This window comes from Myxococcus sp. XM-1-1-1 (assembly GCF_020037095.1).
Classification (GTDB): Bacteria; Myxococcota; Myxococcia; order Myxococcales; family Myxococcaceae; genus Myxococcus; species Myxococcus fulvus.
This window is the reverse complement of the sequence record NZ_JAIQDH010000010.1, coordinates 1-25,033: the sequence shown is the minus strand read 5'-3', so window position 1 is coordinate 25,033 and position 25,033 is coordinate 1. Positions and strand designations below refer to the sequence as shown.

At 70.6% G+C, this 25,033-nt stretch carries 10 protein-coding genes; 7 read left to right on the top strand and 3 right to left on the bottom strand.

Annotation, left to right across the window (positions count from 1 at the left end; translation table 11 throughout):
• Positions 1 to 27 precede the first annotated feature (27 nt).
• Together K8640_RS20520 and K8640_RS20515 are read right to left on the bottom strand one after the other, a co-directional pair.
• A complete protein-coding gene (locus K8640_RS20520) occupies positions 28 to 990 on the bottom strand; it encodes a GNAT family N-acetyltransferase (protein ID WP_223748566.1) in 963 nt (320 codons plus the stop codon).
• Positions 991 to 1,092: 102 nt separating this feature from the next.
• On the bottom strand, positions 1,093 to 4,113 hold the full coding sequence (locus tag K8640_RS20515; RefSeq protein WP_223748565.1) for an HYR domain-containing protein: 3,021 nt from the start codon (positions 4,111 to 4,113) through the stop codon (positions 1,093 to 1,095).
• A 220-nt stretch (positions 4,114 to 4,333) separates the two neighbouring features.
• Between K8640_RS20515 and K8640_RS20510 the strand changes: the two genes are divergently transcribed.
• The 7 genes from K8640_RS20510 (at position 4,334) to K8640_RS20480 (ending at position 10,804) form a co-directional block, all read left to right on the top strand.
• Positions 4,334 to 4,861 carry a hypothetical protein gene (locus K8640_RS20510; protein WP_223748564.1) on the top strand — a complete coding sequence of 176 codons (528 nt, stop codon included), beginning with the start codon at positions 4,334 to 4,336 and terminating at the stop codon, positions 4,859 to 4,861.
• A gap of 73 nt (positions 4,862 to 4,934) precedes the next feature.
• Entirely contained in the window at positions 4,935 to 6,323 is a 1,389-nt protein-coding gene (gene miaB / locus K8640_RS20505) for a tRNA (N6-isopentenyl adenosine(37)-C2)-methylthiotransferase MiaB (RefSeq protein ID WP_141330456.1), read from the top strand.
• 3 nt (positions 6,324 to 6,326) lie between these two features.
• Complete coding sequence (locus tag K8640_RS20500; protein WP_046713821.1) at positions 6,327 to 6,842, top strand: gamma carbonic anhydrase family protein; 516 nt, start codon at positions 6,327 to 6,329, stop codon at positions 6,840 to 6,842.
• A 39-nt stretch (positions 6,843 to 6,881) separates the two neighbouring features.
• Positions 6,882 to 7,352 (top strand): cyclic nucleotide-binding domain-containing protein, encoded by a 471-nt coding sequence (locus K8640_RS20495; protein WP_223748563.1) that lies wholly within the window; start codon positions 6,882 to 6,884, stop codon positions 7,350 to 7,352.
• Between the two features lie 28 nt (positions 7,353 to 7,380).
• Positions 7,381 to 8,400, top strand: a complete 1,020-nt coding sequence (locus K8640_RS20490) for a hypothetical protein (RefSeq protein WP_223748562.1) — start codon at positions 7,381 to 7,383, stop codon at positions 8,398 to 8,400.
• Positions 8,401 to 8,416: 16 nt separating this feature from the next.
• The gene (locus K8640_RS20485) at positions 8,417 to 9,256 is read left to right on the top strand and encodes a DedA family protein (protein ID WP_223748561.1); all 840 of its coding nucleotides are present in this window, start codon (positions 8,417 to 8,419) and stop codon (positions 9,254 to 9,256) included.
• 156 nt (positions 9,257 to 9,412) lie between these two features.
• The gene (locus K8640_RS20480) at positions 9,413 to 10,804 is read left to right on the top strand and encodes an MATE family efflux transporter (RefSeq protein ID WP_223748560.1); all 1,392 of its coding nucleotides are present in this window, start codon (positions 9,413 to 9,415) and stop codon (positions 10,802 to 10,804) included.
• 75 nt (positions 10,805 to 10,879) lie between these two features.
• On the opposite strand, the gene K8640_RS43425 is transcribed toward K8640_RS20480, so the two are convergent.
• Positions 10,880 to 25,033 (bottom strand): non-ribosomal peptide synthetase (locus tag K8640_RS43425; protein WP_223748559.1); only part of this gene is annotated, 14,154 nt, incomplete at its 5' end.

Here is a 25,033-nt window from a genome sequence, read left to right as displayed (position 1 = left end):
CTCCGCCGAAATGGCCGGGCAGGGGACTCACGGACGTGCCCTCGGCTGATACGACATCGCCACGTCGCAGCGCGCGTAGCGTGCGCCGAACCGCTGCATGATTTCGGCGTCGTGCACGAAGCCCAGCTTCTCGTACAGATGGATGGCCGGGCCGCACTTCTTGTTCGTCAGCAGGTAGATCTTGTCCATGCCCAGGCTGGACGCCCGCTCCAGCGTCTTCGCGAGCAGGAACTCACCGACCTTCAGACCGCGCGCGCTCTTCAGCACGCCCATCTTCGTCAGCTCCACCCAGCCGTCCTTCGACACCATCAGCGCGCAGGTGCCGACCACCCCCAACTGCGGCGTCTCCGCGAACAGCACCACGCCGCCCTTGTCGAGGATCAACTCGCGCGGCTTCGACAGCAGCGCGATGTCGTTCTCCTCGAGCTTGAACATCTCCTGGATCCACTCGGCGTTGATGCGGTGGAAGGCCTCCGCCTGGTCATCGGAGAAGTCACGCACCCACATCGCCGGCGGGCCCGCGGCCTCAATCCGCTTCAGCATCGAGGACTCGGCCAGCCGCGCCTCCACCTTCGCCAGGCCCTGCATGAAGTCCCCCGACAGGCCCTCGACCAGCTGGGCCGCTGCGGGCTCGATGCGCGCCAGCAGCTGCGTCTGCACCCGGACCAGCAGCGCCTCGCCTTTCTCCGTCAGCGCCAGCACCTTCGCGCGCTGATCGTCCGGCGAGCGCCGCGTCTCGATGAACTCCTCCAGCGACCCGAGCGCCCGCGTCACCGTCGGCTGCGCCACCCCCAGCCGCTCCGCCACCTCGCCCACCGTCATCGGCCCGTGCAGCCGCAGCGTCATCAACAACGACATCTGCGCGGGCATCACCGGCAGGTCCAACGAACGGGCCACCTCCCCAGCGTCGGCCTGCATCCGCTCCGCCAACCGCTTGAGACGACTGCCCAGGAAACCCACTCCGAGCCCCGCGAGGAAATCGACTTCCATGCCGAACCTCCAATCCATAGCGCGATATATAGCTAGCTATATATCCGGCGGATTGCAAGGCGGTTTTCAGCGGAGCTCGGGCGGCTGGCCTGCGATAAAGGCCTACCTGGGCGTCACGCAAGGGCGACGCCGCGACAGGCCGAGCAGCGCGAACAGCGCCATCGCCCAGGGGAGGGAAGAGGCACCACTCTGGCAGCCACAGCCGCTGTCCTCGTCCGGCGGCTGCGTGGGCGGAGGACCTCCCGCATCCGGCGTGGACGGACCCGCGTCTGGCTGGGACGTTCCCGTCACCGTCACCGAGAAGGTGCACGTACCCTCGTTGCTCGAGAGGTCCTTGGCCGTGAACGTCACCTCCGTGGTGCCCACTGGGAACGTCGCTCCGGAAGCGTGGCTTGCGTCGAGCGTGAGCACTTCACCCGAGTCGTCGTAGGCCGTGGCGTCCTCGAAGCGGACCTCGGCGCCTCGAGTGCTCGTCGCCGGCACGGACTGGTTGGGCGGACAGCTGACCCTCGGCGGGAAGGTGTCCGCGATGAGGCCCGCCAGCTTGTAGACCGTCATGCCCTGCCCGTAATCCGCCTGGAAGTAGAGCGTCGAGCCCACCATCGTGAGGCGGCTCGGGTTCGAGCCTCGCGCTCCCGGAATCATCTCCGCGAGCAGGGTCGGCGCCCCCGTGGGTGAATCCAACCGCCACAGCTCGCGCCCCGTCGTGGGACCGAGCGCCGCGAACACCAGCGGGCCCTCGGGCGACGCCAGGAGCAATGCATTCGGATGCGCCGAATCGACGCCGGGCATCAGGTCCGCGACTCGCACCGTGCCTTCCTCCGTCCCATCCGTGCGCCACAGCTCGCGGCCACCTTCCGCGTCCGCGCCGCTGAAGAACAGGTGGTCGCCCCACGCCACGAAGTTCGCGTCGTCCAATCCATCCGCCGTGGCAGCACGCCGCAACGTCGCCGCGCGCAGCGACACCGTGCCCGCCTCCGTCCCATCCGTCTTCCACAGCGTCGTGACACCTTCCGTCGCCGTCGCCCAGAAGTAGAGGTGGCCCTTCCACGCGAAGAGCTGCTCGGGTGACGCACCGGCCTCCCCCGGGCGGAGGTCCGCCACGCGCACCGTGCCGCTCGTGGTGCCGTCGGACTTCCACAGCTCGCGGCCGGCCTGGTCCCTCGCGGAGAAGAACGTCAGCGCGCCCAGCCCCGTGAACTCGCGTGGAGCCGAGCCCCCGTCGCTGGTGACGACGTGGATGTCCTTGAGCTTGCGCGTCAGGCCGAGCTCTCCCGTCGTCGTCCAGGGCTCCAGGCGACCATCCTCCGTCTTGCCGCTGAACCAGAGACTCCCCTGGACGTACGCCGGCTCGGACACGCCCTCAGGGGCATCCGAGATGCGCCAGGTCCCCGACTGTGTGGCGTCCGTGCGCCAGAGCTGGCCTCCCACCGTGAGGAAGGCCTTGTCCCCGCCGGGGATGATGCGGGCCGAGGAGACATCCCCCGTCACGTGGTGGATGCCCGTGGCGCTGCCATCCGTGGCCCACAAGCCCGAGGCCGTGGAGAGCAACGCCTGGCCCTGGAAGGGCGCCAGCTGGATCCAATCGTTGAGGCTGTTCGTCGCGAAGTGGAGGTTCTTGGCCATCGTCGTGCCGTCGAGCCGAATCAGTCGCTGGCCCGCCCCCAGGTGCGATGTCACATAGAGCCGCTCGTCGAGCGCCGCCATGTCCAGGACCCGACCCGTACCCCGCCTCGGGGTGGGGTCCGCCACGATGTTCGTGCCCTGCTGCGTGCCATCCGTGAAGTGCAGCTCCAACCCACGCAGTCCATCGCTCGCGGGGAAGAGCAGCTTGCCCCCGAAGACGACCGCGTCCCGTCGCAGGTCCGCGATGACGAACTGCTCGACGGGCGAGAGCTGCAGCAACAGCCTCGTTCCATCCTGCGTGCCATCCGTCGCCCACAGCGAGCTCGAGCCCCCTCCCTGATGACCGTAGAAGACGAGGTGGTTGCCCACCGCGCTCAATCCGGCACGCATCCCGATTCCCGCGAAGGGCTTCGCCCCCCAGACAACCTCGCTGCCGCCCACCGTGCCGTCACTCGCATGGAGCCGACACTCCTGACCGTTGCCCACGCCCAGTGACGCGCACGCCTGGAAGATGAGCCTCCCACCGAGTACGGCCGGCTTGCGCGGCGACGTGGCGCCCGTGCCTGGATTCAGGTCCAGGATCGTCGTGCTCTCCGCCGTGCCCTCGGTTCGACAGAGCTCCTCGCCCGTCGCCTCGCTCACGCAGGGGAAGTACGCCACGCCGTCCAACAGGGTGGGGGACTGCGCGAGCCCCTGGAGACCCAGCGGAGCCTCCACGCCATCGTCCCCCAGCGACGCGGAGGCATGCAGCAGGACGGTGCCAGACGCCGTGCCGTCATTCGCGTAGAGCCGACGCGGACTCGACGGCGTCCCCGCGCTCGCGGAGAAGAGCACCCGGCCCGCCACCGCGCCCAGCAGCCGAGGTGCGCCACCGCCGGAGCCGGGCACCAGGTCCGCGACCACCGTCGTGCCCGCGGACGTGCCATCCGTCCGGCACAGCTCCAGGCCCGACGCCTCGGACGCACAACCGAAGAAGAGGTGGCCTCCCGCCTCCACGGCCGGCGTCACGCCGAGGTCCTTCATCGCGAACGCCGCGAGTTCCCGCGTCCCCTGCGCCGTGCCGTCCGAGCGATACAGCCGCGAGCCCGCCGAGAAGTAGAGCGCGCCACCGAAGGAGACGGGCGTGGTCGGCGACTCGGCGAGCCCCAGGCTCCCCATGAAGCGCGTGCCCTCGGGGGTGCCGTCCGTGGTCCACAGTCCCTCGGGGCCTCGCCACCAGGCGCTCGCGCCCAGGACGGCGAAGCGGGGCGGAGGCTGCCAGCCGAAGTTGTCGGGGCCGAGCGGCTCGGGCCGCCACGCGAGCGTGCGCAGCAGCATCGTCCCCTCGGGCGTCCCATCCGTCCGATAGAGCTCGCGCGAGTTCTCCCCGAAGAAGAGCGCGTACCCCTCCATCGCCGTCAGCCCCATGGGCCCCGTGTTGACGACGCTCCCGGGAGTCGACACATCCGCCAGTCGCACCGGCTCGGCCCACGCGGGCAGGGCACCCAGCAGACCCAACCACCACCACCGCCCCACCACAGGTGCTGTCCAAGAAGTCATATCGCCTGATACGCAACCGCCCCCGGATTCCGGTCGGCCGGGAGGAGAGGGGACGAGGAGCCGACCTGCCTGACGGGCCCTCGACCGACATGCCCCCACCCGAGACCCGGCGCGCCACGAGCCTACCGTGGCGCACCAGGCCCTGTTACACATCCCCGCGATTTCCCCAGGAGCGCCCATGGCCCCCTCTCTCTTCGACGACCACGGCTACCAGGACGTCCCCAACCGCGAGGTCCACGGCACGGACCTCTCCGCGGCGGATGACCGGACCCTTCGCATGGCCACGCCCCGCGTGGACACCGCGCTGCTCGACGCCCTGGTGCGCTTCCAGGAGTCCTTCCTCTCCCACGCGGGCTCGGACCGGAGCGCCCAGGCCCTCGCCACCGCCCACCGCCAGGCCCAGGACGCCTCCGGCCTGGACGCCAAGACGCTGGAGCAGGGCGTGTCCCTGCTGCGCGCCTTCGGAGGCCGCAGGTGGACGGCTCGCAAGCTGGACGACAAGCTGCGTCAGCTCGAGTCCCACCCTCCGAGCCCCGAGACGGACGAGCTGAGGGCCCGCCTCCGCGGGGAGCTGATCAAGCAGGAGCAGGCCACGGACGCCCTGGCGCGCCGCTATGGCGAGGACACCCTGGCGCTCCTCAAGGCCCACGAGGCGCGGCTGGTGGACCTGCACACCCGGATGACCGGCCTCTTCAGCCAGGGATGACCGCCGTCCCCGGTTCGGTTGATTTCCACGCCCGGCCGTCGCATAAGGGCACGTTCTTGCTCAGAGAAATCCCATGAAGCGCTACTTCATCCACACCTTCGGCTGCCAGATGAACGTCAACGACTCGCTCCGCATGAGCGAGGTGCTGGCGAAGATGTCCTACGAGCCGACGCCGGTGCCGGAGAACGCCGACCTCATCATCCTCAACACCTGCTCCATCCGCGAGAAGGCCGAGGACAAGATGCTGTCCGCGCTGGGCCGCTACAAGCCGGTGAAGGCCAGCCGCGGCGCGCTCATCGGCGTGGGCGGCTGCGTGGCCCAGCAGGAGAAGGACCGCCTCATCAAGAAGGTGCCGTACCTGGACTTCGTCTTCGGCCCCGACAACATCGCGCGCCTGCCGGACATCATCGGCCGCGTCGAGTCGGAGCGCGCGCGCGTCGTCGAGACGGCCTTCGTCGACTCCGAGGAGTACGTCTTCCCGCGCGCCGACCCGGAGACGTCCCGCGGCAAGGTCACCGAGTTCGTCACGGTGATGAAGGGCTGCGACAACGTCTGCTCCTTCTGCATCGTGCCGCACACGCGCGGCCGCGAGGTGAGCCGCGCCTTCCCGGACGTGCTCCAGGAGGTGGACGGGCTGGCCAAGGTGGGCGTGCGCGAGGTGACGCTCATCGGGCAGAACGTGAACTCGTACCTGGGCGGCGTGTCCTTCGCCCAGCTGCTGCTGCGCTGCGCGGAGGTGCCGGGCATCGAGCGCGTGCGCTTCACCACCAGCCACCCGCATGACCTGTCGGACGAGCTCATCGAGGCGTTCCGCACGCAGCCCAAGATCGCCCCGCACTTCCACCTGCCCGTGCAGTGCGGGAGTGATCGCATCCTGAAGATGATGCGCCGCGACTACACCGTGGAGCAGTACCTGGAGCGGCTGCGGAAGCTGCGCGACGCGCGGCCCGGCATCGCCGTCACCACCGACATCATCGTGGGCTTCCCCGGCGAGACGGAGGAGGACTTCGAGATGACGATGAAGTTGACCGAGCAGGTCCGCTTCGACAACCAGTTCTCCTTCATCTACAGCCCGCGTCCCAAGACGGGCGCCGCGCTGCGCGAGAAGGACTGGGGCCCGGTGGAGCACGAGGTGAAGATCGCCCGCCTGGAGCGCCTGCAGAAGCTGCAGCGCCGCATCAGCGCGGAGACCACCGCCGCCCTCGTGGGCACCGAGGTGGAGGTCATGGTGGAGGGCCACTCGCGCTACGACGCCGCCAAGCGCTTCGGCCGCACGCCGGAGAACCGCACCGTCAACTTCGACGGCGACGCCCCCGCGGGCGCGTTCGTCACGGTGAAGGTGGACCGCTCCACGCCCAACCAGCTCGCCGGCAAGCAGGTGGCGGTGCTGCAGCTGCCCACCGTGGAGCCGCTGCCCGTGCCGCGTCCCGACTCGCCGTTCCACGTCGTCGCGGAGGCCTGAGACATGGCGCTCAGGCCGTTTCGCGGCGTGCTCCCCACCGTCCACCCCAGCTGCTTCGTGGACGAGTCCGCCCAGGTCGTGGGCGACGTGCACCTGGGCGAGGACTCCTCGGTGTGGATCAACACCGTGATGCGCGGGGACGTGAACCCCATCCGCATTGGCCAGCGCACCAACATCCAGGACCTGTCCCTCATCCACGTCACCGGCGGCCGCTCCAGCACCGTCGTCGGTGACGACGTGACGGTGGGGCACCACGTGGTGTTGCACGGCTGCACCGTGGGCAACCGCGTGCTCGTCGGGATGGGCGCCATCCTCCTGGACGACGTGGAGGTGGGGGACGACTGCATCATCGGCGCCGGGACGCTCTTGACGCCCGGGACGAAGATTCCCCCCGGCTCGCTCGTGGTGGGCTCCCCCGGCAAGGTGAAGCGCGCGGTGACTCCGGAAGAGCGGGAGTTCCTGTTGTTGTCCGCTCAGCACTACGTCCACATCGCCTCCGAGTACCGCGCCAGCCGTTGACTCGCCGGCCCGCGCGGCCCGTGTTAGGACCCTGGCACCATGGCTCTCGTGCCTGCGAACACCCTCAAGGCGTGCCCTCTCTTCAAGGGCTTCACCGACACCGGCATCCATATCTTCGCGGGTGTGGCCGTGCCTCGGGCCTTCCCCAAGGGCACCGCGTTGTTCGTCGAGGGCAAGACGGGCGAGTCGCTCATCATCGTCGGCGAGGGCACGGTGCGGCTGAGCGCCAGGAGCCCCTCCGGCGAGGACGTGTCGCTGGGCGAGGTGGGCACGGGAGAACCCCTGGGCGAGCTGGCCCTGGTGCAGAAGGGTGAGCGGCTCTGCACCGCGACGGCCGTCACGGACGTGTCCGCGCTGGAGATTCGCGCGGCGGACTTCCAGAAGCTGCTGGCCACCAAGCCCCAGGCCTGCGTGAAGCTGCTGATGGGCATCGTCGGCTTCTTCGGCCAGAAGGCCCGGGACAACCGGGACATGATTCGCACCCTCATCGGAAAGGCGCCGGCCGCCTGAAGGGCGCGTGCTAGCCTGGGGGCTCCGTATGCGAGCCCCCCACCTGGCCGTCCTCCCACTGCTCGGGCTCCTGGCGTCGCCCCCGGCGGTCGCGGGGTCGGCCGCCCAGGTTTCCATCGCCTCGGAGGAGGACTGGTTCGCCAGCCAGTACACCCCCGGTGGCCTGGAGGTGCGCGCGGATGTCCGCGTCTTCACGCTCTATGCGCTGCTCAACCGCGCGGGCTACGACGCCGGCCCCGTCGAGCGGGCCCACCCCGTCCCCGTCATCCGCTACCCCCCCGCCCGCGCCCGGGTCCGCCAGGTGCTGGCCTCCGCGCCCGACGCCGTGCTCACCGAGGCCCGCGCGTACTTCGCCGCGCACCCGGAGCCGGTGGAGGTCTACCTGGCCCGCGTCCTGGGAGGACCGAAGGCTCCAGGCCGCGCCGCGAGCCTCATGGGGTTGGAGGAGCTGCTGGCCCGCGCCGAGCAGGAGTGGCCGGTGACGGCGCTGCGCGCGGAGACGCTGCCGGACTTCCGCTTCGAGCAGCGCGCCTGGCTCCCGCTGCTGGATGCCCCCGTCCAACAGGCCACGCGACTTCTGGGCCTGCCGGAAGGCGGGCCCGCACCTCGGGTGGTGGTTAATCTGCTCGAGGCCGAGGGAAGCGTGCGACCGGTGGACACGGGGCAGGGGTGGGTGGTTGTGGTGGGACCTGTGGCGCGCACGCCTGACGCCGAGCCGGTGGTGCGGGAGCTGGCGCGTGGGGTACTGAGCTCACGGCTGTCCGGCCGCCTGGGTGCTCGCTGGGCGGGTGGGGCGGCGGCGCTGAAGGATGCCCGGGCGAGGGGGGCGGGTGAGGGGACGGTCGACGAGTACGGGGTCGCGCTCCTGAGTCGGGCGCTGGCCCTGACGGCCACGGGGGCTCCGGCCGGGGCCTACGAAGCGGCCGGGCGCGACGGGTATTTCGGGTTGAAGACCCTGTCGCGGAGTTTTGAGGAGGCGCGCCCGGTTGATGCGTGGGCGCTGGATGGGCTGGCTCGGGCGGTGCCCCAGCAGGCCCCTCGGAAGTGAACGGACGGGACAACGCGTGCTTGATTTCCTCACCACCCTGCTTGGCGACTCCCAGGGCTTCATTGCCTACGCCATGGTCTTCGGCATCCTCGTGGCCTGTGGCCTGGGCGTGCCGCTGCCTGAAGACATCTCGCTCATCCTGGGCGGCTTCCTGGCCCACAAGGGCGCGGCGAGCCTGCCGGTGATGATGGTGGTCGGCTTCATGGGCATCCTGGTGGGCGACAGCCTCATCTTCTTCGCCGGCCGCAGGCTGGGCGGGAGGCTGGGGCGGGGCACCGGGGCCACCCAGGAGGCGCCGAAGGGCGGCGGAGGGTTCTTCGCGCGCATCGTCACGCCGGAGAAGCGCGCGCGCGTGGAGGGGCTCTTCGAGCGCCACGGGCAGAAGATCGTCTGCATCGCCCGCTTCATGCCGGGCGTGCGCGCGGTGACGTACTTCACCGCGGGCTCGGTGGGCATGTCCTACTGGCGCTTCATCTTCTGGGACGGCCTGGCCGCGCTGCTGTCCGCGCCGGTGTTCATCTGGCTCGGGTTCCACTTCGGTGGCGAGCTGGACATGCTCATCAGCAAGTTCAAGGAGGGCCAGTACACCGTCATGGGTGTGCTCGCCGTCGCCGCGGTGGGCTTCTTCCTGTGGCGCCGCAGCCGGAACAAGCGGCTGGCCGCCGCGCAGGCGCAGGGCAACACCACGGTGACGTCGTCGCCCGTGTCCAACGACGAGCCCGCGGCGCCCACGTCCGGGCCCCGCAACACCGTGAAGGGCAGCGGCTCCGACCCGCTCTTCAAGGTCGCCTCCACGTCGTCGCCGGAGAAGGTGACCGTCTCGGTGGACCCGTCGCGCGAGTTGATGAAGCACTGAGGCCCGCGCCGCTCGCGCGACCATCGCGAGCGAGGCGAGGTGGTTTGAGCTCACAGGAGCCGCGAGGCTCTTGTGACGCGCGGCAGGCGAGCACGATGTGGCTGGCGACGCATTGCGGCGCCTGTTAGTCCCAGCCCGCGTTCATCGCGGCGAACCATGTCACTCTCGACTGCGCAGGACCCCGCCAGGATGGGGTTGTTCCGGCTCACGTGGCCGATACTCCTGGAGCTCCTCCTCTTCATGATGATGGGAACGGCGGACACGCTGATGCTCAGCGGTGTGTCCGACGACGCCGTCTCCGCGGTGGGGGTCGTCAATCAGTTCCTGTTCATCTGTCTGCTCATCATGGAGGTGATGAGCAACGGCGCCTCCGTCGTCGTGTCCCAGTACCTGGGCGCGCGGCGCTCCGAGGAGGCGGCGCGCATCGCCGCGGTGGGAATCACGTTGAACCTGCTGCTCGGCGTGACGGTGAGCGCGGGGCTGCTGCTGGGCGGAGACGCGCTGCTGGCGCGGATGAACCTGGAGGGCGTGGTGCTGGCGCAGGCCCGCACGTACATGGGCATCGCCGGAGGGTTCATCTTCCTCCAGGCGCTCATCAACGTGTGCTCCGCGCTCATCCGCACGTACGGCTTCACGCGTGAGTCCATGTTCATCGCGATGGGGATGAACGCGCTGCACGTGGGCGGCAACGCGCTGCTCATCTTCGGACTGCTGGGGCTGCCCCGGCTCGAGGTCGCGGGCGCGGCCATCTCCACGGTGGTGAGCCGCGCGCTGGCGCTCGTGGTGTTCGTGTGGCTCTTGTACCGGGTGATGGACGTGCGGATGAAGGCGCGCGACTTCGTCCGGTTCACCTCGGACATGGTGCGGAAGATCCTCCGCGTGGGTGTGCCCTCCGCCGTCGAGCAGGGCACGTACCAGTGCTGCCAGGCGGTGTTCCTGTACTACGTGACGTTCCTGGGCTCGACGGCGCTGGCCTCCCGGCAGTACGCGAACGCCATCTCCCAGTACGTGTTCCTGTTCAGCCTGGCCGTCGGCATGGGCACGGCCATCATCGTGGGACGGCTGGTGGGCGCGCGCCGCGCGGACGACGCATACCGGCGGGTGCTCCAGAGCCTGAAGTGGGCGGTGGCCATCACCTTCCTCGTGGACGTGGCCGTCATCCTGGTCCGCGTGCCGCTGGTGGGCATGTTCACCCATGATGGCGACATCGTCCGGCTCACCACGCAGGTCATCGTGATCGGCTTGCTCCTGGAGACGGGGCGCTCGTTCAACCTGGTGCTGGTGAACGCGCTGCGCTCGGCGGGGGACGCGCCGTTCACCGTGTACATGGGCTTCCTGTCGATGGTCTGCATGAGCCTGCCGCTGGGCTACGTGCTCGTCTTCAAGCTCCACCTGGGGCTCGCGGGCGTGTGGCTGGCGGTCGCCGCGGATGAGTGGGTCCGAGGCATCTCCATGTGGGTCCGCTGGCGCTCTCGCATCTGGGAGCAGAAGTCCCTGGTCGAGCCCCTGGCCCCGGTGGCGGAAGCCCCCGTCGTCGTGGCGGCGTAGGCCTTGTTCCTCGGGTGGCTGCCGCCTCGGACCTTCGAGGTTCGAGGACAGCAGCCACCTGGGTGAAGCCGCCGCTCAGGGCAGGTGCTTCATCGCCTCACGCAGGCGCTCGGACAGCGCCTGGACGCCCGGCTCACGGAGCACGCCGTAGTGGCTTCCGACCACGGGGTGCCGCTCCAATCCGGCGCCGACGAGCGTGGACCAGCCGCCATCCGCGGGCAGCTCGGCGTCATGCTCGGTGGCCTTGAGCAGCACCACGCGCTCCTGGGTCGGCCGGGGGACGTAGCGCCGCGCGGCCTTCAGGTTCGACTCGAAGACCTGGAGCAGGGACTGGAGCTGCCGGGGGTCCGTCCCGAGGGGCAGGACTCCGGCGCGCTCGCCCTCGACACGCAGGTGTTCGAGCACCGCGTCCGGAGACATCGCCGCGAGCGCCTCCAGGTCCAGCTCGACGTGGGCCAACGAGGCGCCGAGCAGGTCCTGGATGAACATGCCGATGACCTGGAGCCGGTCCATCTCCGAGGGCTCCGGGGCCTTCACCGCGCCCGGGGCGTACGTGTCGATGAGCGCGAGCAGTTCCACCCGCTGGCCCTGCTCACGGAGCTGCCGCGCCATCTCGTAGGCGATGACGCCTCCGAGCGACCAGCCGCCCAACAGATACGGGCCGGACGGTTGGACCTTCCGCATCGCGTCCACGTAGGCCGTCGCCATCTCCTCGACGGTGCCTCGCGGCGTGGCCTCACCATTGACGCCCTGGGCCTGGAGCCCCACGAACGGGCGCTCCGTCCCCAGCCGACGCGCCAGCTCCGCGTAGCAGAGGACGTTGCCGCCCACGGGGTGCACGCAGAAGAACGGCGTCTTCCCGCCCGGACGCAGGGCGCCGAAGGGGACCACCGGCGAGGTGCCTGTCATCGTGGCCCCGTCGCGCAGCAACGCGGCGAGCTGCTCCACCGTGGGCGCCTGGAACAGCGCGGCCAGCGGCACCGGTCGGCCCACTGCCTCGCTCACCGCGGACATCATGCGCACGGCGAGCAGCGAGTGGCCGCCCAGCTCGAAGAAGCTGGAGCGGACACCGATGGGACGAACCCCGAGCACGTCCTCCCAGACGCGCACCAGCTGGAGCTCGAGCGGCGTCCTGGGCGGGAGCAGGTCCTGAGGGCTGGAGGCCTCGAGCGTGGGCTCCGGCAGGGCCCTGGTGTCCACCTTGCCGTTGAGCGTCAGCGGCAGGGCGGGGAGGGTGACGAACGCGGAGGGCACCATGTACTCGGGCAGGCGCTGCTGGAGCCACGTCCTCAGCGAGAGGACCTCCGGAGCGAAGGACGACGACGCCACGACGTAGGCCACGAGCTTCCGGTCCGCGCCGTCTCCTCGCGCCACGACGATGGCGTCTCGCAGGGCGTCATGGCCGCGCAGCACCGTGGCGACTTCGCCCGGCTCCACGCGGAAGCCACGCACCTTCACCTGGAAGTCCACGCGGCCGATGAACTCCACGCGGCCATCCTCGAGCCACCGGACCCGGTCTCCCGTGCGGTACATCCGCGCCTCGGGTGCCTTGCTGAACGGGTCCGCGAGGAAGCGCTCCGCCGTCAGCTCCGGGCGACCGAGGTAGCCCCGCGCCACCTGCGGGCCTCCCACGTACAGCTCGCCCGGCACACCCACGGGCACGGGCTGGAGGCTCGCGTCGAGGATGTAGAGGCGCGTCTGTCCCAGCGGATGGCCGAGCGGCACCTGCGCCGGAGCCTTGTCCCCGGGCGGCAGCTCCACCCGCCCCGCGAGGACTCCCACCGTGGTCTCCGTGGGTCCGTAGTGATTGAAGACCTGGCACTCGGGCGCGAGGGCATGCACCCGCTCCAGCAACGCCCACGACGAGGACTCTCCGCCGAGGACCAGTCGCTTGCGCGGCACGATGGTTCCCGTCTCTCCCCCCGTGAGCAGCGCCGCGAGGTGGGACGGGACGATCTTCATGCAGTCCACAGCGTGGCGCTGGAAGTACTCGGCCATGCCTTCGGGGCTGCGCGCGCGTTCCTGCGTCAGCACGTGCAGCAGTCCGCCCGTGACGAGCGCGGGGAACAGCACCGTGTTGCCCAGATCCGCGGCGAACGTCGAGACCAGCGCGAAGCTCTTGCACTCCGTCAGCGAGAGCCGGTCGATGACCGCGTTCACGTAGCTCATGAGCGCGCCGTGCGACACCGCCACGCCCTTCGGTCGACCCGTGCTGCCCGACGTGAAGAGCACGTAGGCCAGGTGCTCGGCCCGGACCTCGACTCGCAGCGCCTCGGTGGACTGCCTCGCGAGCACGGCCTCGTCCGTGTCCATGCGCACGCGGTGGAGGGACAGTCCCTCGAAGGCCGACTCATGGGCGGACCCCGTCACCACGACGGGCGTGGAGACCTCTTCCACGAGCGCGCGAAGCCGCGCGGCCGGCTGTGACGGCTCCAGCGGGACGTAGGCTCCGCCCGCCTTGAGGACCGCCAGCAGCGCGGCGATGAGCTCCACGCCTCGCTCCAGGCACAGGGCCACGGGGACATCCGGGCCCACGCCCAACGAGCGCAGGTGGTGCGCGAGCTGGTTCGCCCGTTCATCGAGCCGACGGTACGTCCACTCCTGTTCCTCGCAGCGGAGCGCCGGCGCATCAGGGGTGCGCGCCGCCTGCTGCTCGAAGAGACGATGGAACGGGAGTCCCGGCGACACGGGCGCGGACTCCGTCACGAGGACACGCTGTCGCTCCGCGTCCGTGAGGAGCGGGAGCGTCGCGAGCGGCGCATCCGGGTTCGCCAGCGCGCGCTCCAGGAGCTGCTGGAAGTGACGCACCAGTCGCTCGCCGGTGGCGGGCTCGAACAGGTCCGTGCTGACGAAGAGCCCGCCCCGGTAGCCGTCAGGTGCCCGGAACAGGTGGAGGTTGAGCTCGAACTTCGTCGAAGCCAGCTCCACGTCCATCGCCTCGAGCGTCAGGCCCGACAGCGACACCCCGGGCGACGGCGCGTTCTGCAGCACGAACATCGCCTGGAACAAGGGCGTGCGGCCCAGGTCTCTCGCGGGCTGGAGCTCTTCCACCAGTCGCTCGAAGGGGAGGTCCTGGTGCTCGAAGGCCCCGAGCGTCGCGTCACGGACCTGGGACAAAAGGCCCCTGAACGTCAGCTCCGGCGTGAAGCGGGCCCTCAGCGCCAGCGTGTTGATGAAGACGCCCAGCAGTCCCTCCGTCTGCGCGTGACGTCGGCCCGCGATGGGCGAGCCCACGACGACGTCCTCCTGGCCCGAGTAGCGCTGCAGCAGGGCCTGGTAGACGGCGAGGAACAACATGAACGGGGTGACGCGTTCACGCTGCGTCGCCACGTCCACCGCGTCGCTCAGCGCGGCCGGCAGCCACACCGGCAACAGCGCGCCGTTGGACGAAGGCACGGCCGGACGAGGCTTGTCGGTGGGCAGCTCCAGCGCGGGCGCGGCGCCGTCGAGGTGCTGCTTCCACCAGTCGAGCTGTGCACGCAGGGCGCCGCCCTGGAGCCAGCCTCGCTGCCACACGGCGTAGTCGGCGTACTGCACCGGCAGCACCGGCAGCTCCACGGCCCCACCTTGATGGAAGGCCGTGTAGAGCATCGTCAGCTCACGCACCAGCACACCGATGGACCAGCCGTCCGAGATGATGTGGTGCATGCACACCAGCAGCACCTGCTCCGTCTGCGACAGCCGCATCACCGTGACGCGGAGCAGGGGACCGGTGGACAGGTCGAACGGGCGCACCGCGTCCTCGCTGATGACGCGTCGCGCTTCGGCCTCGCGCTGCTCCGGTGACGACGCGCGCAGGTCCACCATCGCGAACGGCCGAGGCGCCGGCGCGTGGATGACCTGTCGCGGCTCACCCCCCTCCATGCGGAACGTCGTGCGCAAGGACTCGTGACGCTGAACCAGCGCATCGAAGGCGCGTTGGAGCGACGACAGGTCCACCTCGCCCGTCAGCTTGAGTGCATAGGGGATGTTGTAGAGCGCGCTGCCCGGCTGGAGCTGGTCCAGGAACCACAGGCGCTGCTGCGCGAAAGAGAGAGGGAGCAGCCCGTTCCTCGGCGCGGCGACGAGCGGCGGCAGCACCGTCACCCCTTGCTCCTCGGGCAGGCCCTGCTGGAGGCGCGCCGCGAGCGAGGACAGCGTGGGCGACTCGAACAGGGCGCGGACGCCCAGCTCCTGTCCCAGCTCGTCGCGGATGCGGGCCACCAGACGCGTGGCCAGCAGGGAGTGGCCACCCAGCTCGAAGAAGCTGTCGTGACGTCCCACGCGCGACACCTGAAGCAGCTCCTTCCACAGCTCGGCCAGGCGCTGCTCGGCCGGGGTCGCCGGGGCTTCGTGGGCCTTGCCGGTGTCGAGCCCCGAGGCGTCCGGCTTCGGCAGCGCCTTGCGGTCCACCTTGCCGTGCGTCGACTGGGGCAGCGCGGGCAGGAACACGACGTGCGCGGGCACCATGTACTCGGGCAGCCGCTGCCGCAGCCACGCCTTCGGGTCCTCTCCCTTCGGTGCGTGGCCGTCGGCCGTGGCGACGTAGGCCACCAGGCGCTTGTCTCCGGGCACGTCCTCGCGGACGACGACCGCCGCCTCGCGGACCTCGGGGTGCGCACGGAGGGAGGCTTCAATCTCTCCCAGCTCGATGCGGAAGCCGCGCACCTTCACCTGGAGGTCGATGCGCCCGAGGAAGCGCAGCGCGCCGTCCTCGGTCCAGCAGACCTTGTCCCCGGTGCGGTAGAGGCGCTCGCCGGGCGTGGTGGAGAAGGGGTCCGGAACGAAGCGCTCGGCGGTGAGCGCGGGTCGGCCCTGGTAGCCACGCGCGAGGCCCGGGCCGCCGATGAACAGCTCACCGGGGATGCCCACTGGCACGGGATGCAGCGACGAATCCAGCACGTACACCCGTGTATTCGGAATCGGGCGTCCGATCGGGACGGCCGTGTCGATGGACGCGCCCGCGGGCAGCACGTGCTGCGTGGTGACGACGGTGACCTCCGTCGGGCCATACGCGTTGATGAGCGAGCCCCCCTTGGCCAGTCGCTCCCGCGCCGTGGGCAGGGGCAGCACGTCTCCGCCGACCCACAGGCGGGGCAGCCGGGACAGCGCGGCCGGCTCGTGCTGCTGCATGACATCGAAGAGCGCGGTGGCCAGGAGCGCCGTGGTGACGCGGTGCTCGTCGATGACCCGGGCCAGCTCGGAGACCTCCGGGGTCGTCGGCGGGTACACCGCGAGCCGAGCGCCCGTGAGCAGCGCGCTCCAGACCTCGAGCGCCGTCGGGTCGAACGTCAGCGGCGCCACCTGGAGGATGACCTCGCCCGGCTCGCGGGACGCGAAGCCCACGCCCGAGACCAGCCGCAGCACCCCGCGGTGGGTGATGGCCACGCCCTTGGGCGTCCCCGTGGAGCCGGACGTGTACGTGACGTACGCGAGGTTGTCCGAGCTCATCGGCACGAACGGAGCCTCCGTCGACTGGCGGGAGATTCGCTCCCACTCGGTGTCGAGCGTCACCACGGGCCACGAGCCCGAGGGCAGCAAGGCTCCCAGCGCGCTCACCGTGAGCACACCCGCCACACCCGAATCCTCGAGCATGAACGCGAGGCGCGCCTGGGGATGCGCGGCGTCGAGCGGGACGTAGCAGCCACCGGCCTTGAGGATGCCGAGCAGCGCCACGTACAGCTCCAGCCCACGAGGAATCAGCACCGCGATGCGCGGCTCACGGCCCAGGCCCAGCGACAACAGATGCCGGGCGAGCTGACCCGACCGGGCCTCCAGCTCCGCGTAGGTGAGGCGCTGGCCCTCGAACTGGAGGGCAATCGCCTCGGGCGTGCGACGGGCCTGCTCGGAGAATAGGGCGGGCAGGGTGGACTCCGACGGGTAGTCGGCCGCCGTGTCGTTCCAGTCCACGAGGATGCGCTGGCGCTCCGCCTCGTCCATCAGGGACAGGGAGGACAACGGCGCGTCCGCCTTGGCGACAGCCTCCTCCACGAGGCGCAGCAGGTGCGTCACCATCCGCTCGGCGGTGGAGCGCTCGAACAGGTCCGTGCTGAAGCTGAGGGCCCCTTGGTAGCCCGCTGGCGTGCGGACCAGGGCCAGCTCCAGCTCGAAGCGACTGACGGTGGACTCGACCTCCACGCCCTTGAGCGAGAGCTCCGGCAACGTCAGCTCCGCGCTCGGCATGTTCTGGAGGGCGAAGAGCGCCTGGAACAACGGCGTGCGACTCAGGTCGCGCGTGGGTTGCAGCTCCTCGACCAGCCGCTCGAAGGGGACATCCTGGTGCTCGTAGGCCCCGAGCGTGGAGTCGCGCACCTGCGCCAACAGGCGCCGGAACGTGAGCGTCGGCGTGAAGCTCGCGCGCATCACCAGCGTGTTGACGAAGAAGCCGATGAGGCCCTCCGTCTTGGCGTGACGCCGACCCGCGATGGGCGTGCCCACCAGCAAGTCATCCTGCCCCGAGTACCGGTGTAGCAGCGCCTGGTACGCCGCCATCCACACCATGAAGGGCGTGACGCCTTCACGGCGCGCCAGCGCCTCCAGCGCCTGGCTGAGCGAGGGGGACACGCTCACGGGCACCGTGGTGCCCTGGTGCGAGAGCACCGCGGGACGCGGCTTGTCGGTGTGCAGGTCCAGCGCCCCCGGGGCTCCGGCGAGCTGCTGGCTCCACCAATCGAGCTGCTTCCGGAGCGTCTCTCCCTGGAGCCACTGGCGCTGCCACAAGGCGTAGTCCGCGTACTGCACCGGCAGCTCCGGCAACGGCGACGGACGACCGCTCCTGAACGCCTCGTAGAGCTGGACGAGCTCACGCACCAGCACGGCCTGCGACCAGCCGTCCGAGATGCTGTGATGCATGCACACGAGCAGCGCGTGCTCCTTGGCGTCCAGCACGAGCAGCGTGATTCGCAGCAGGGGCCCCGTACGCAGGTCGAAAGGGGTGAGCGAGTCCTCGCGCGCCAGCCGGTAGGCCTCCTCCATCCGTTCGTCGGCAGAGACGCGGGACAGGTCCACCACCCGGAGGTTGCCGGGCTGCGCGGGGTGGATGACCTGCCGAGGCTCACCGCCCACGGTCTCGAACGTGGTGCGCAGGGACTCGTGACGACGCACCAGCTCGTCGACGGCGCGATGGAACGCGGCGCGCTCCACGCGTCCCGACAGGCGCAGCGCCACGGGCATGTTGTAGATCGCCATCCCTGGCTGGAGCTGGTCCAAGAACCACAGGCGCTGCTGCGCGAAGGACAGCGGCAGCGGCCCATCACCGCGATCCACACCGAGGTCCGGGAGCGTGTCCCCCCAGGTGGCGCCGGAGATGCGCTCGGCGAGCCCCGCCAACGTGGGGGTCTCGAAGAAGGCCCGCAGGCCCAGGTCCACCTTGAAGTCCTCGCGGACCCGCGCCACCAGCCGCGTGGCCATCAACGAGTGGCCCCCCAGCTCGAAGAAGTTGTCGCGACGACCCACGGTGGGGACGTTCAACAGCTCCCGCCACAGCTCGGCCAGTCGCCCCTCCAGCGGCGTCGCGGGAGGCTCATGCTGGCGGCTGACCCGGTGCAGGTTCGCATCCGGCGCGGTCAGCGCCTTGCGGTCCACCTTGCCGTTGGGAGTGAGGGGCAGGGCGGCCAGCGGCACGAAGGCCGCGGGCACCATGTACCCGGGCAGGTGCTGCCGCAGGTGGTCATGGAGGCCCAGGATGTCCAGGGTCGGCTCCAGGCCCTCCTTCACTTCCGTCGGCACCACGTACGCCACCAGGCGCTTGTCGCCCGGCGGGTCCTCGCGCGCCAGCACCACCGCGTCATGGACCTCCGAGCGAGCGCGCAGCGCGGCCTCGACTTCTCCCAGCTCGATGCGGATGCCGCGCACCTTCACCTGCGTGTCGCCGCGCCCCAGGTACTCCAGGCCGCCGTCACGTCGCCAGCGCGCCTTGTCACCGGTGCGGTAGAGCCGCTCGCCCTCGCCGAAGGGGCTCGGGATGAAGCGCTCCGCCGTCAGGTCCGGCCGGCCGAGGTAGCCACGCGCGACGCCCTCACCGCCGATGAACAGCTCGCCCACCACGCCCGTGGGCGTCGGCATGAACGCGCTGTCCAGCACGTACGTCGTCACGTTGGTCAGCGGCCGGCCGATGGGCACCTCCTGGGCGCTCTCGAACGCCTCGGCCGGGGACGCCATCAGGTCCACCGCCGTGGCCACCGCCGTCACCTCCGTCAGTCCGTAGGTGTTGCGCAGGGGCAGGGCGGAGCCCACCGTGCGACGCCAGGCGGCGACCCGCTCCGGCGCGGCGCGCTCTCCGCCAATCACCACCCACTTGAGCTTCGAGGGCAGCTTCGCGCGGCCTTCCTCCAGGCTCGCCGTCACCTCGTGCCAGAAGGCCGTGGGCAGGTTGAGCTGCGTCACCCCCGCGGCCTCACACCGCGCCAGGAAGACCTCCGGCACGTCGAGCATGTCCGGCGTGCGCAGCACCAGCGTCCCGCCTCGCGTGAGGCACGGGTAGATCTCCTCCGCGCTGGTGTCCCAGCTGATGGAGGCGAACTGGAGCACGCGGTCCCCCAGCTCCACGGGGTACGTCTTCCAGGCCGCGCGGGTGAAGTTCACCAGCGAGCGGTGCTGCACCACGACGCCCTTGGGCCGACCCGTCGAACCCGACGTGTAGAGCACGTAGGCCGCCGCCTCCGGAGGCACCACCACGGAGAGCGGAGCGACGTCCCCCGTCTCGGGCACGGCGTCCACGTCCAGGTAGACGCGGTCCGTGGTGTCGCCCAGCTTCTCGCGGACCTGCCCGCGTGCCACCACCACGCGCGCGCCGCTGTCCTCCAGCATGAAGCTCAGCCGCTCCGCCGGGTACTCCGGGTCCAGCGGCACGTAGGCACCACCGGCCTTCAGCACGCCGAGGAGCGCGACGAGTTGCTCCACCGAGCGCTCCACGCACACCGCCACCCGCGTCTCCAGCCCGACGCCCAGCTCGCGCAGGCGCCACGCCAGCCGCGTGGCCCGCGTGTCCAGCTCACGGTAGGTGACCGAGTCCTCACCGGACACCACCGCGATGACGTCCGGCGTGCGCAGCACCTGCTCCTCGAGGAGCGCGTGGATGCGCGCGTCCGCGGGCAGGGGCTCGCGCTCACCCGTCCACTCCAGCAGCAGCTGCTTGCGCTCCTCGGGAGGCAGCAGCGGCAGCTCCTCCAGCGGTGTGCCCGGGTTCGCGACGATGCCTCGCAGCAGCACGAGCAGGTGCTCGGCGAAGCGCTCCATCGTCGCGCGCTCGAACAGGTCCGTGCTGTACGTGAAGCCCCCGGAGAAGCCCTCCGGCGCGCGCGTCAGGTCCAGCCCCAGCTCGAACATGGCCAGGTTGGTGGAGTCGATGGGGTGGGGCCCCACGGACAGCTCCGGCAGGACGATCTCCGGCAGCGGCGCGTTCTGCAGCGTGAACATCGCCTGGAACAGCGGCGTGCGGCTCGCGTCGCGCGTGGGCTGGAGCTCCTCGACGATCTTCTCGAACGGGACGCCCTGGTGCTCGTAGGCGCCGAGCGTCCGCTCGCGCACCTGGGCCAGCAGCTCGCGGAAGCACATCTTCGGCGTGAAGCGCGCGCGCAGCACCAGCGTGTTCACGAAGAAGCCGATGAGCACCTCCGTGTCCGCCACGTTGCGGTTCGCGATGGGCGAGCCCACCAGGATGTCGTCCTGGCCCGAGTACCGGTGCAGCAGCGTCTGGAACGCGGCCATCAGCACCATGAACGGCGTGGCGCCTTCCTTCTGGGCCAGCGACTCCAGCGCCTGGCTGAGCTTCAGCGGGATGACCAGATCCAGCACGGCGCCCTTGTGGGTGAACACCGCCGGGCGCGGCTTGTCCGTGGGCACGTCCAGCGCGTACGGCGCGCCCTCCAGTTGCTGCTTCCACCAGCCGACCTGCGCCTCGAGCGTCGCGCCGCGCAGCCACGAGCGCTGCCACACGGCGTAGTCGGCGTACTGCACGGCCAGCTCCGGCAGCGGCGAGGGCAGCCCCTTGCGGAACGCCTCGTAGAGCGACGTCAGCTCCCGCACGAACACGCCGAGCGACCAGCCGTCCGACACGATGTGGTGCACGTGGAGCAGCAGGATGTGGTCCTGCGGACGCAGCTTGATGAGCAGCGTGCGCAGCAGCGGCCCGCGCGAGAGGTCGAACGGGCGACGCGCCTCCTCGTTCGACAGCCGCAGGGCCTCCGCCATCCGGAGGTCCTCCTCGTCGATGCGCGACAGGTCCACCTTCTGCACGGGCACGAAGGTGGCCGGGTGGATCTTCTGGACCGCCTGGCCTCCCTCCGCGCGGAACGTGGTGCGCAGCGACTCGTGACGCCGCACCAGCTCGTCGAAGGTGCGCCGCAGGGCCCGCTCATCCAGCGTGCCCTCCAGCCGCAGCGGGAACGGGTTGTTGTAGAGCGTGGACCCGGGCTCCAGCTGGTCGATGAACCAGAGCCGCTGCTGCGCGAAGGACAACGGCAGGTCCGTCGTGCGCGGCACGCGCGTCAGGGCCGGGGCCTTCGCCACCGTGGCGTTGGCCAGTCGCTCCGCGAGCTTTGCCACCGTGGACGCGCCGAACAGCTCACCCAGGGGCAGCTCGACGCCGAGCGTGGCCCGGATGCGAGACACCACCTGCGTGGCCAGGAGCGAGTGGCCGCCCAGCTCGAAGAAGTCATCGTGGATGCCCACCGAGTCGTGGTGCAGCACCTCCGCCCAGATGGCCGCCAGCTGCGTCTCCAGGGGCGTGCGCGGGGCGTTCTCGGCCGGGTCCTTGGAGACAGGGGCCTCCGGGGCCGGCAGGGCCTTGCGGTCCACCTTGCCGTTGGACGACAGGGGCAGGGCGGCCAGCTCCACGATGGCGGACGGCACCATGTACTCGGGGAGCTGACGCTGGACGAAGGTCTTCACCGCGCCCACGTCCACTCCCGCGGTCTCCGGGACGACGTAGGCCACCAGTCGCTTGTCGCCCGGGATGTCCTCGCGGGCCACCACGACGACGTCCCGCAGGCCGGCGAAGCGGCGCAGCGTCTCCTCGACCTCGCCGGGCTCGATGCGGAAGCCGCGGATCTTCACCTGGAAATCGACGCGGCCCATGAACTCGAGCGTGCCGTCCGCGCGCCAGCGCGCCTTGTCGCCCGTGCGGTACAGGCGGGCGCCCGGCGTCGAGGCGTACGGGTGCGGCACGAAGCGCTCGGCCGTCAGGTCCGGGCGGTTCAGGTAGCCCCAGGCCAGGCCGTCGCCTCCGACGAACAGCTCACCGGTGACTCCCGGCGGCACGGGCTGGAGCGCGGCGTCCAGCACGTAGGCCGTGGAGCTCGACAGCGGACGGCCGATGGGCACCGAGCGGCCCACCGAGTCCCCGGCCCGCTGCGTGTGCGTGGCGGAGAACGTGGTGTTCTCCGTGGGGCCGTAGCCGTTGATGAACACCGCGTCCGGCCCGATTCGCGACAGGTGCTCCGTCACGCGCTGCACGGGCAGCACGTCGCCACCCGCGAGCACCTGGCGCACTCCCGCCAGCGCCTGGCCCTGGTGCTGGACGACCTGGTCGAAGAGGGCCGCCGTCAGCCACAGCGCGGTGACTCCCGAGCTCGTCAGCAGCGCGCCCAGCGACTCGATGGACTGCGCCTTCGGAGGCGCGAGGACCAACCGTCCACCGTTGAGCAGCGCGCCCCAGACCTCCAGCGTGGAGGCATCGAACGCCACGGGCGCGAGCTGGAGGAAGACTTCGTCCGGCCCGAAGCGCATGAACGTGTTGTCGCGCACCAGTCGCAGCACACCACGGTGGGGAACGCAGACGCCCTTGGGCTGGCCCGTGCTGCCCGACGTGAACATCACGTAGGCCAGGTCCTCCTCGCCCACGGAGACGACGGGAGCGCTCGTCGGCTGCTTCGAGATGGCGCGCCACTCCGCGTCCAGCAGGACGGGCAGGCAGCCCAGCTCGGGCAGCTCGTCCGCGAGGTGCTCCTGGGTCAGGAGGATGCTGACTCCGGACTCACGGATGATCCACGTGAGGCGCTCCGTGGGGTAGCTCGGCTCCAGGGGCACGTAGGCCGCGCCCGCCTGGAGGATGCCCAGCATGCCGATGATGAGCTCCGGGGAGCGCTCCACGCACAGACCCACGCGGCCACCGGGACGTACGCCCATCACGTGCAGGTGGTGCGCGACCTGGTTCGCGCGGGCGCGCAGCTCGGCGTAGGTGAGCTGGCCCTCCGCGTGCGTGAGGGCGATGGCCTGGGGCGTGCGCTCCGCCTGCTTCGCGAAGGCGTCGTGAATCGACGGGGGACGCGGCGTCTTCGTCGCGGTGTCGTTCCACTCCACCAGCACCCGGTTGCGCTCCTCGCGGGTGAGCATGGAGACCTGGGCGAGCGGGACGTCCGGCGAGGCGATGACCTCTTCGAGCAGCACGCGCAGGTGGCTCGCCATGGCGGCCACGGTGTCGTGGTCGAAGAGGGACGTGGCGTAGTTGATGCCGCCACGGAAGCCCGTCTCCTCGCGATGGAAGGACAGCTCCATGTCGAAGCGGATGACCCCGTGGTGGTGGTCCATCGGCCGCAGCGTCAAGCCGGGCAGGGACAGCGCCGGCAGCGGGGCGTTGTGCAGCGTGAAGGAGACCTGGAACAGCGGCGTGCGGCTGGCGTCACGGGCCGGGTGCAGCTCCTCCACCAGCTTCTCGAAGGGCACGTCCTGGTGCTCGAACGCCTCCAGCGTGGTGTCCCGCACCTGGGCGAGCAGCGCGCGGAACGAGTCCTGCCCCCGGATGCGGGAGCGCAGGACGAGCGTGTTCGCGAAGTAGCCGATGAGGGCCTCGGACTCGGCCAGTCGACGTCCGGCGATGGGCGAGCCCACCAGGATGTCGTCCTGCCCGGAGTGCCGCTGCAGGAGGACCTGGAAGGCCGCGAGCAGCACCATGAACGGCGTGGCGCCCTCGCGACGGGCGAAGGTCTCCAGCGCCTCGGTGAGCGGCAGCGGCAGGTGCATCAGCGCCGCGGCCCCATGGAAGGACTGCTGCGCGGGGCGCGGCTTGTCCGTCGGGAGGTCGAGGTGCGACGGCGCGCCCTCGAGCTTCTTGCGCCAGTAGCCGACCTGCTCCTCCAGGACCGGCCCCTGGAGCCAGTCGCGCTGCCAGACTGCGAAGTCCGCATACTGCACGGGGAGCGCCGGCAGCGGCGAGGGACGCTCGTCATGGAACGCCGCGTAGAGCGCGGCCATCTCGCGGACCAGCACCCCCGTGGACCAGCCGTCCGAGACGATGTGGTGCATGTTGAGCACCAGCGCGTGCTCCTGTTCGCCCAGCTTCAACAGGAGCGCGCGGGCCAGCGGGCCGCTCAGCAGGTCGAACGGGCGCCGTGCCTCTTCGAGGGCGAGTCGGACGGTCTCCGCCTCGCGCTCCTTCGCGTTCGTGAGGGACGTGAGGTCCACGAACTGGAAGGGCAGCGGGAAGGCCGGGTGGATGACCTGGACGGGCGTGTCACCGTCCGCGCGGAAGGTGGTGCGCATCGCCTCGTGGCGCTCCATCAGCGCGTCGAAGCCACGCTGGAGCGCGGAGAGGTCCAGCACGCCCTCGAGCTTCAGGGCCAGCGGGATGTTGTAGGCGCTGACCGCGCCGGCGAACTGGCTGATGAGCCAGAGCCGCTGCTGCGCGAACGAGAGCGGGATGGGCTTCGTCCGGTCCACGCGGACCATCGGCGGCAGCTCCGCACCCGGGCGACGGGCATCCAGCCGCTCCGCGAGCGCGGCGACGGTGGGTGCCTCGAACAGGGTGCGCAGCGGCAGCTCCAGCCCGAGCGCACCCCGGACGCGGACCACGACCTGGGTCGCGAGCAGCGAGTGACCGCCCATCTCGAAGAACCCATCGTGAATCCCGATGCGCTCCACGCCGAGGACCTGCGCGAAGAGCGTGGCGAGCGTCTCCTCCACGGGCGTCCGAGGTGCGACGTAGCGGCCGGGCTGGACAACAGGGGCCTCCGGCGCGGGCAGGGCCTTGCGGTCCACCTTGCCGCTGGGCGTCAGCGGGAGCACGCCCAGGTGCGTGAAGGTCGAGGGCACCATGTACTCGGGCAGCCGAGACTGGAGGTGCGTCTTGAGCAGCGACGCGGTCAGCGGCTCGGCGTCACCCGTGACATAGGCGACGAGGCGCTGGTCGCCCGGGGAGTCCTCGCGCACGAGGACCACGGCCTCTCGCACCGAGGCTTGTGACAGCAGCGCCGCCTCGATGTCTCCCAATTCAATCCGGAAGCCTCTGAGCTTCACCTGGAAGTCCGAGCGGCC

What these genes read in the sequence shown, in the direction of transcription:
- K8640_RS20520 (WP_223748566.1), bottom strand. Translation starts at nt 990, where the DNA reads ATGGAAGTCGATTTCCTCGCGGGGCTCGGAGTGGGTTTCCTGGGCAGT.
- K8640_RS20510 (WP_223748564.1), top strand. Translation starts at nt 4,334, where the DNA reads ATGGCCCCCTCTCTCTTCGACGACCACGGCTACCAGGACGTCCCCAAC.
- miaB (WP_141330456.1), top strand. Translation starts at nt 4,935, where the DNA reads ATGAAGCGCTACTTCATCCACACCTTCGGCTGCCAGATGAACGTCAAC.
- K8640_RS20500 (WP_046713821.1), top strand. Translation starts at nt 6,327, where the DNA reads ATGGCGCTCAGGCCGTTTCGCGGCGTGCTCCCCACCGTCCACCCCAGC.
- K8640_RS20495 (WP_223748563.1), top strand. Translation starts at nt 6,882, where the DNA reads ATGGCTCTCGTGCCTGCGAACACCCTCAAGGCGTGCCCTCTCTTCAAG.
- K8640_RS20490 (WP_223748562.1), top strand. Translation starts at nt 7,381, where the DNA reads ATGCGAGCCCCCCACCTGGCCGTCCTCCCACTGCTCGGGCTCCTGGCG.
- K8640_RS20480 (WP_223748560.1), top strand. Translation starts at nt 9,413, where the DNA reads ATGTCACTCTCGACTGCGCAGGACCCCGCCAGGATGGGGTTGTTCCGG.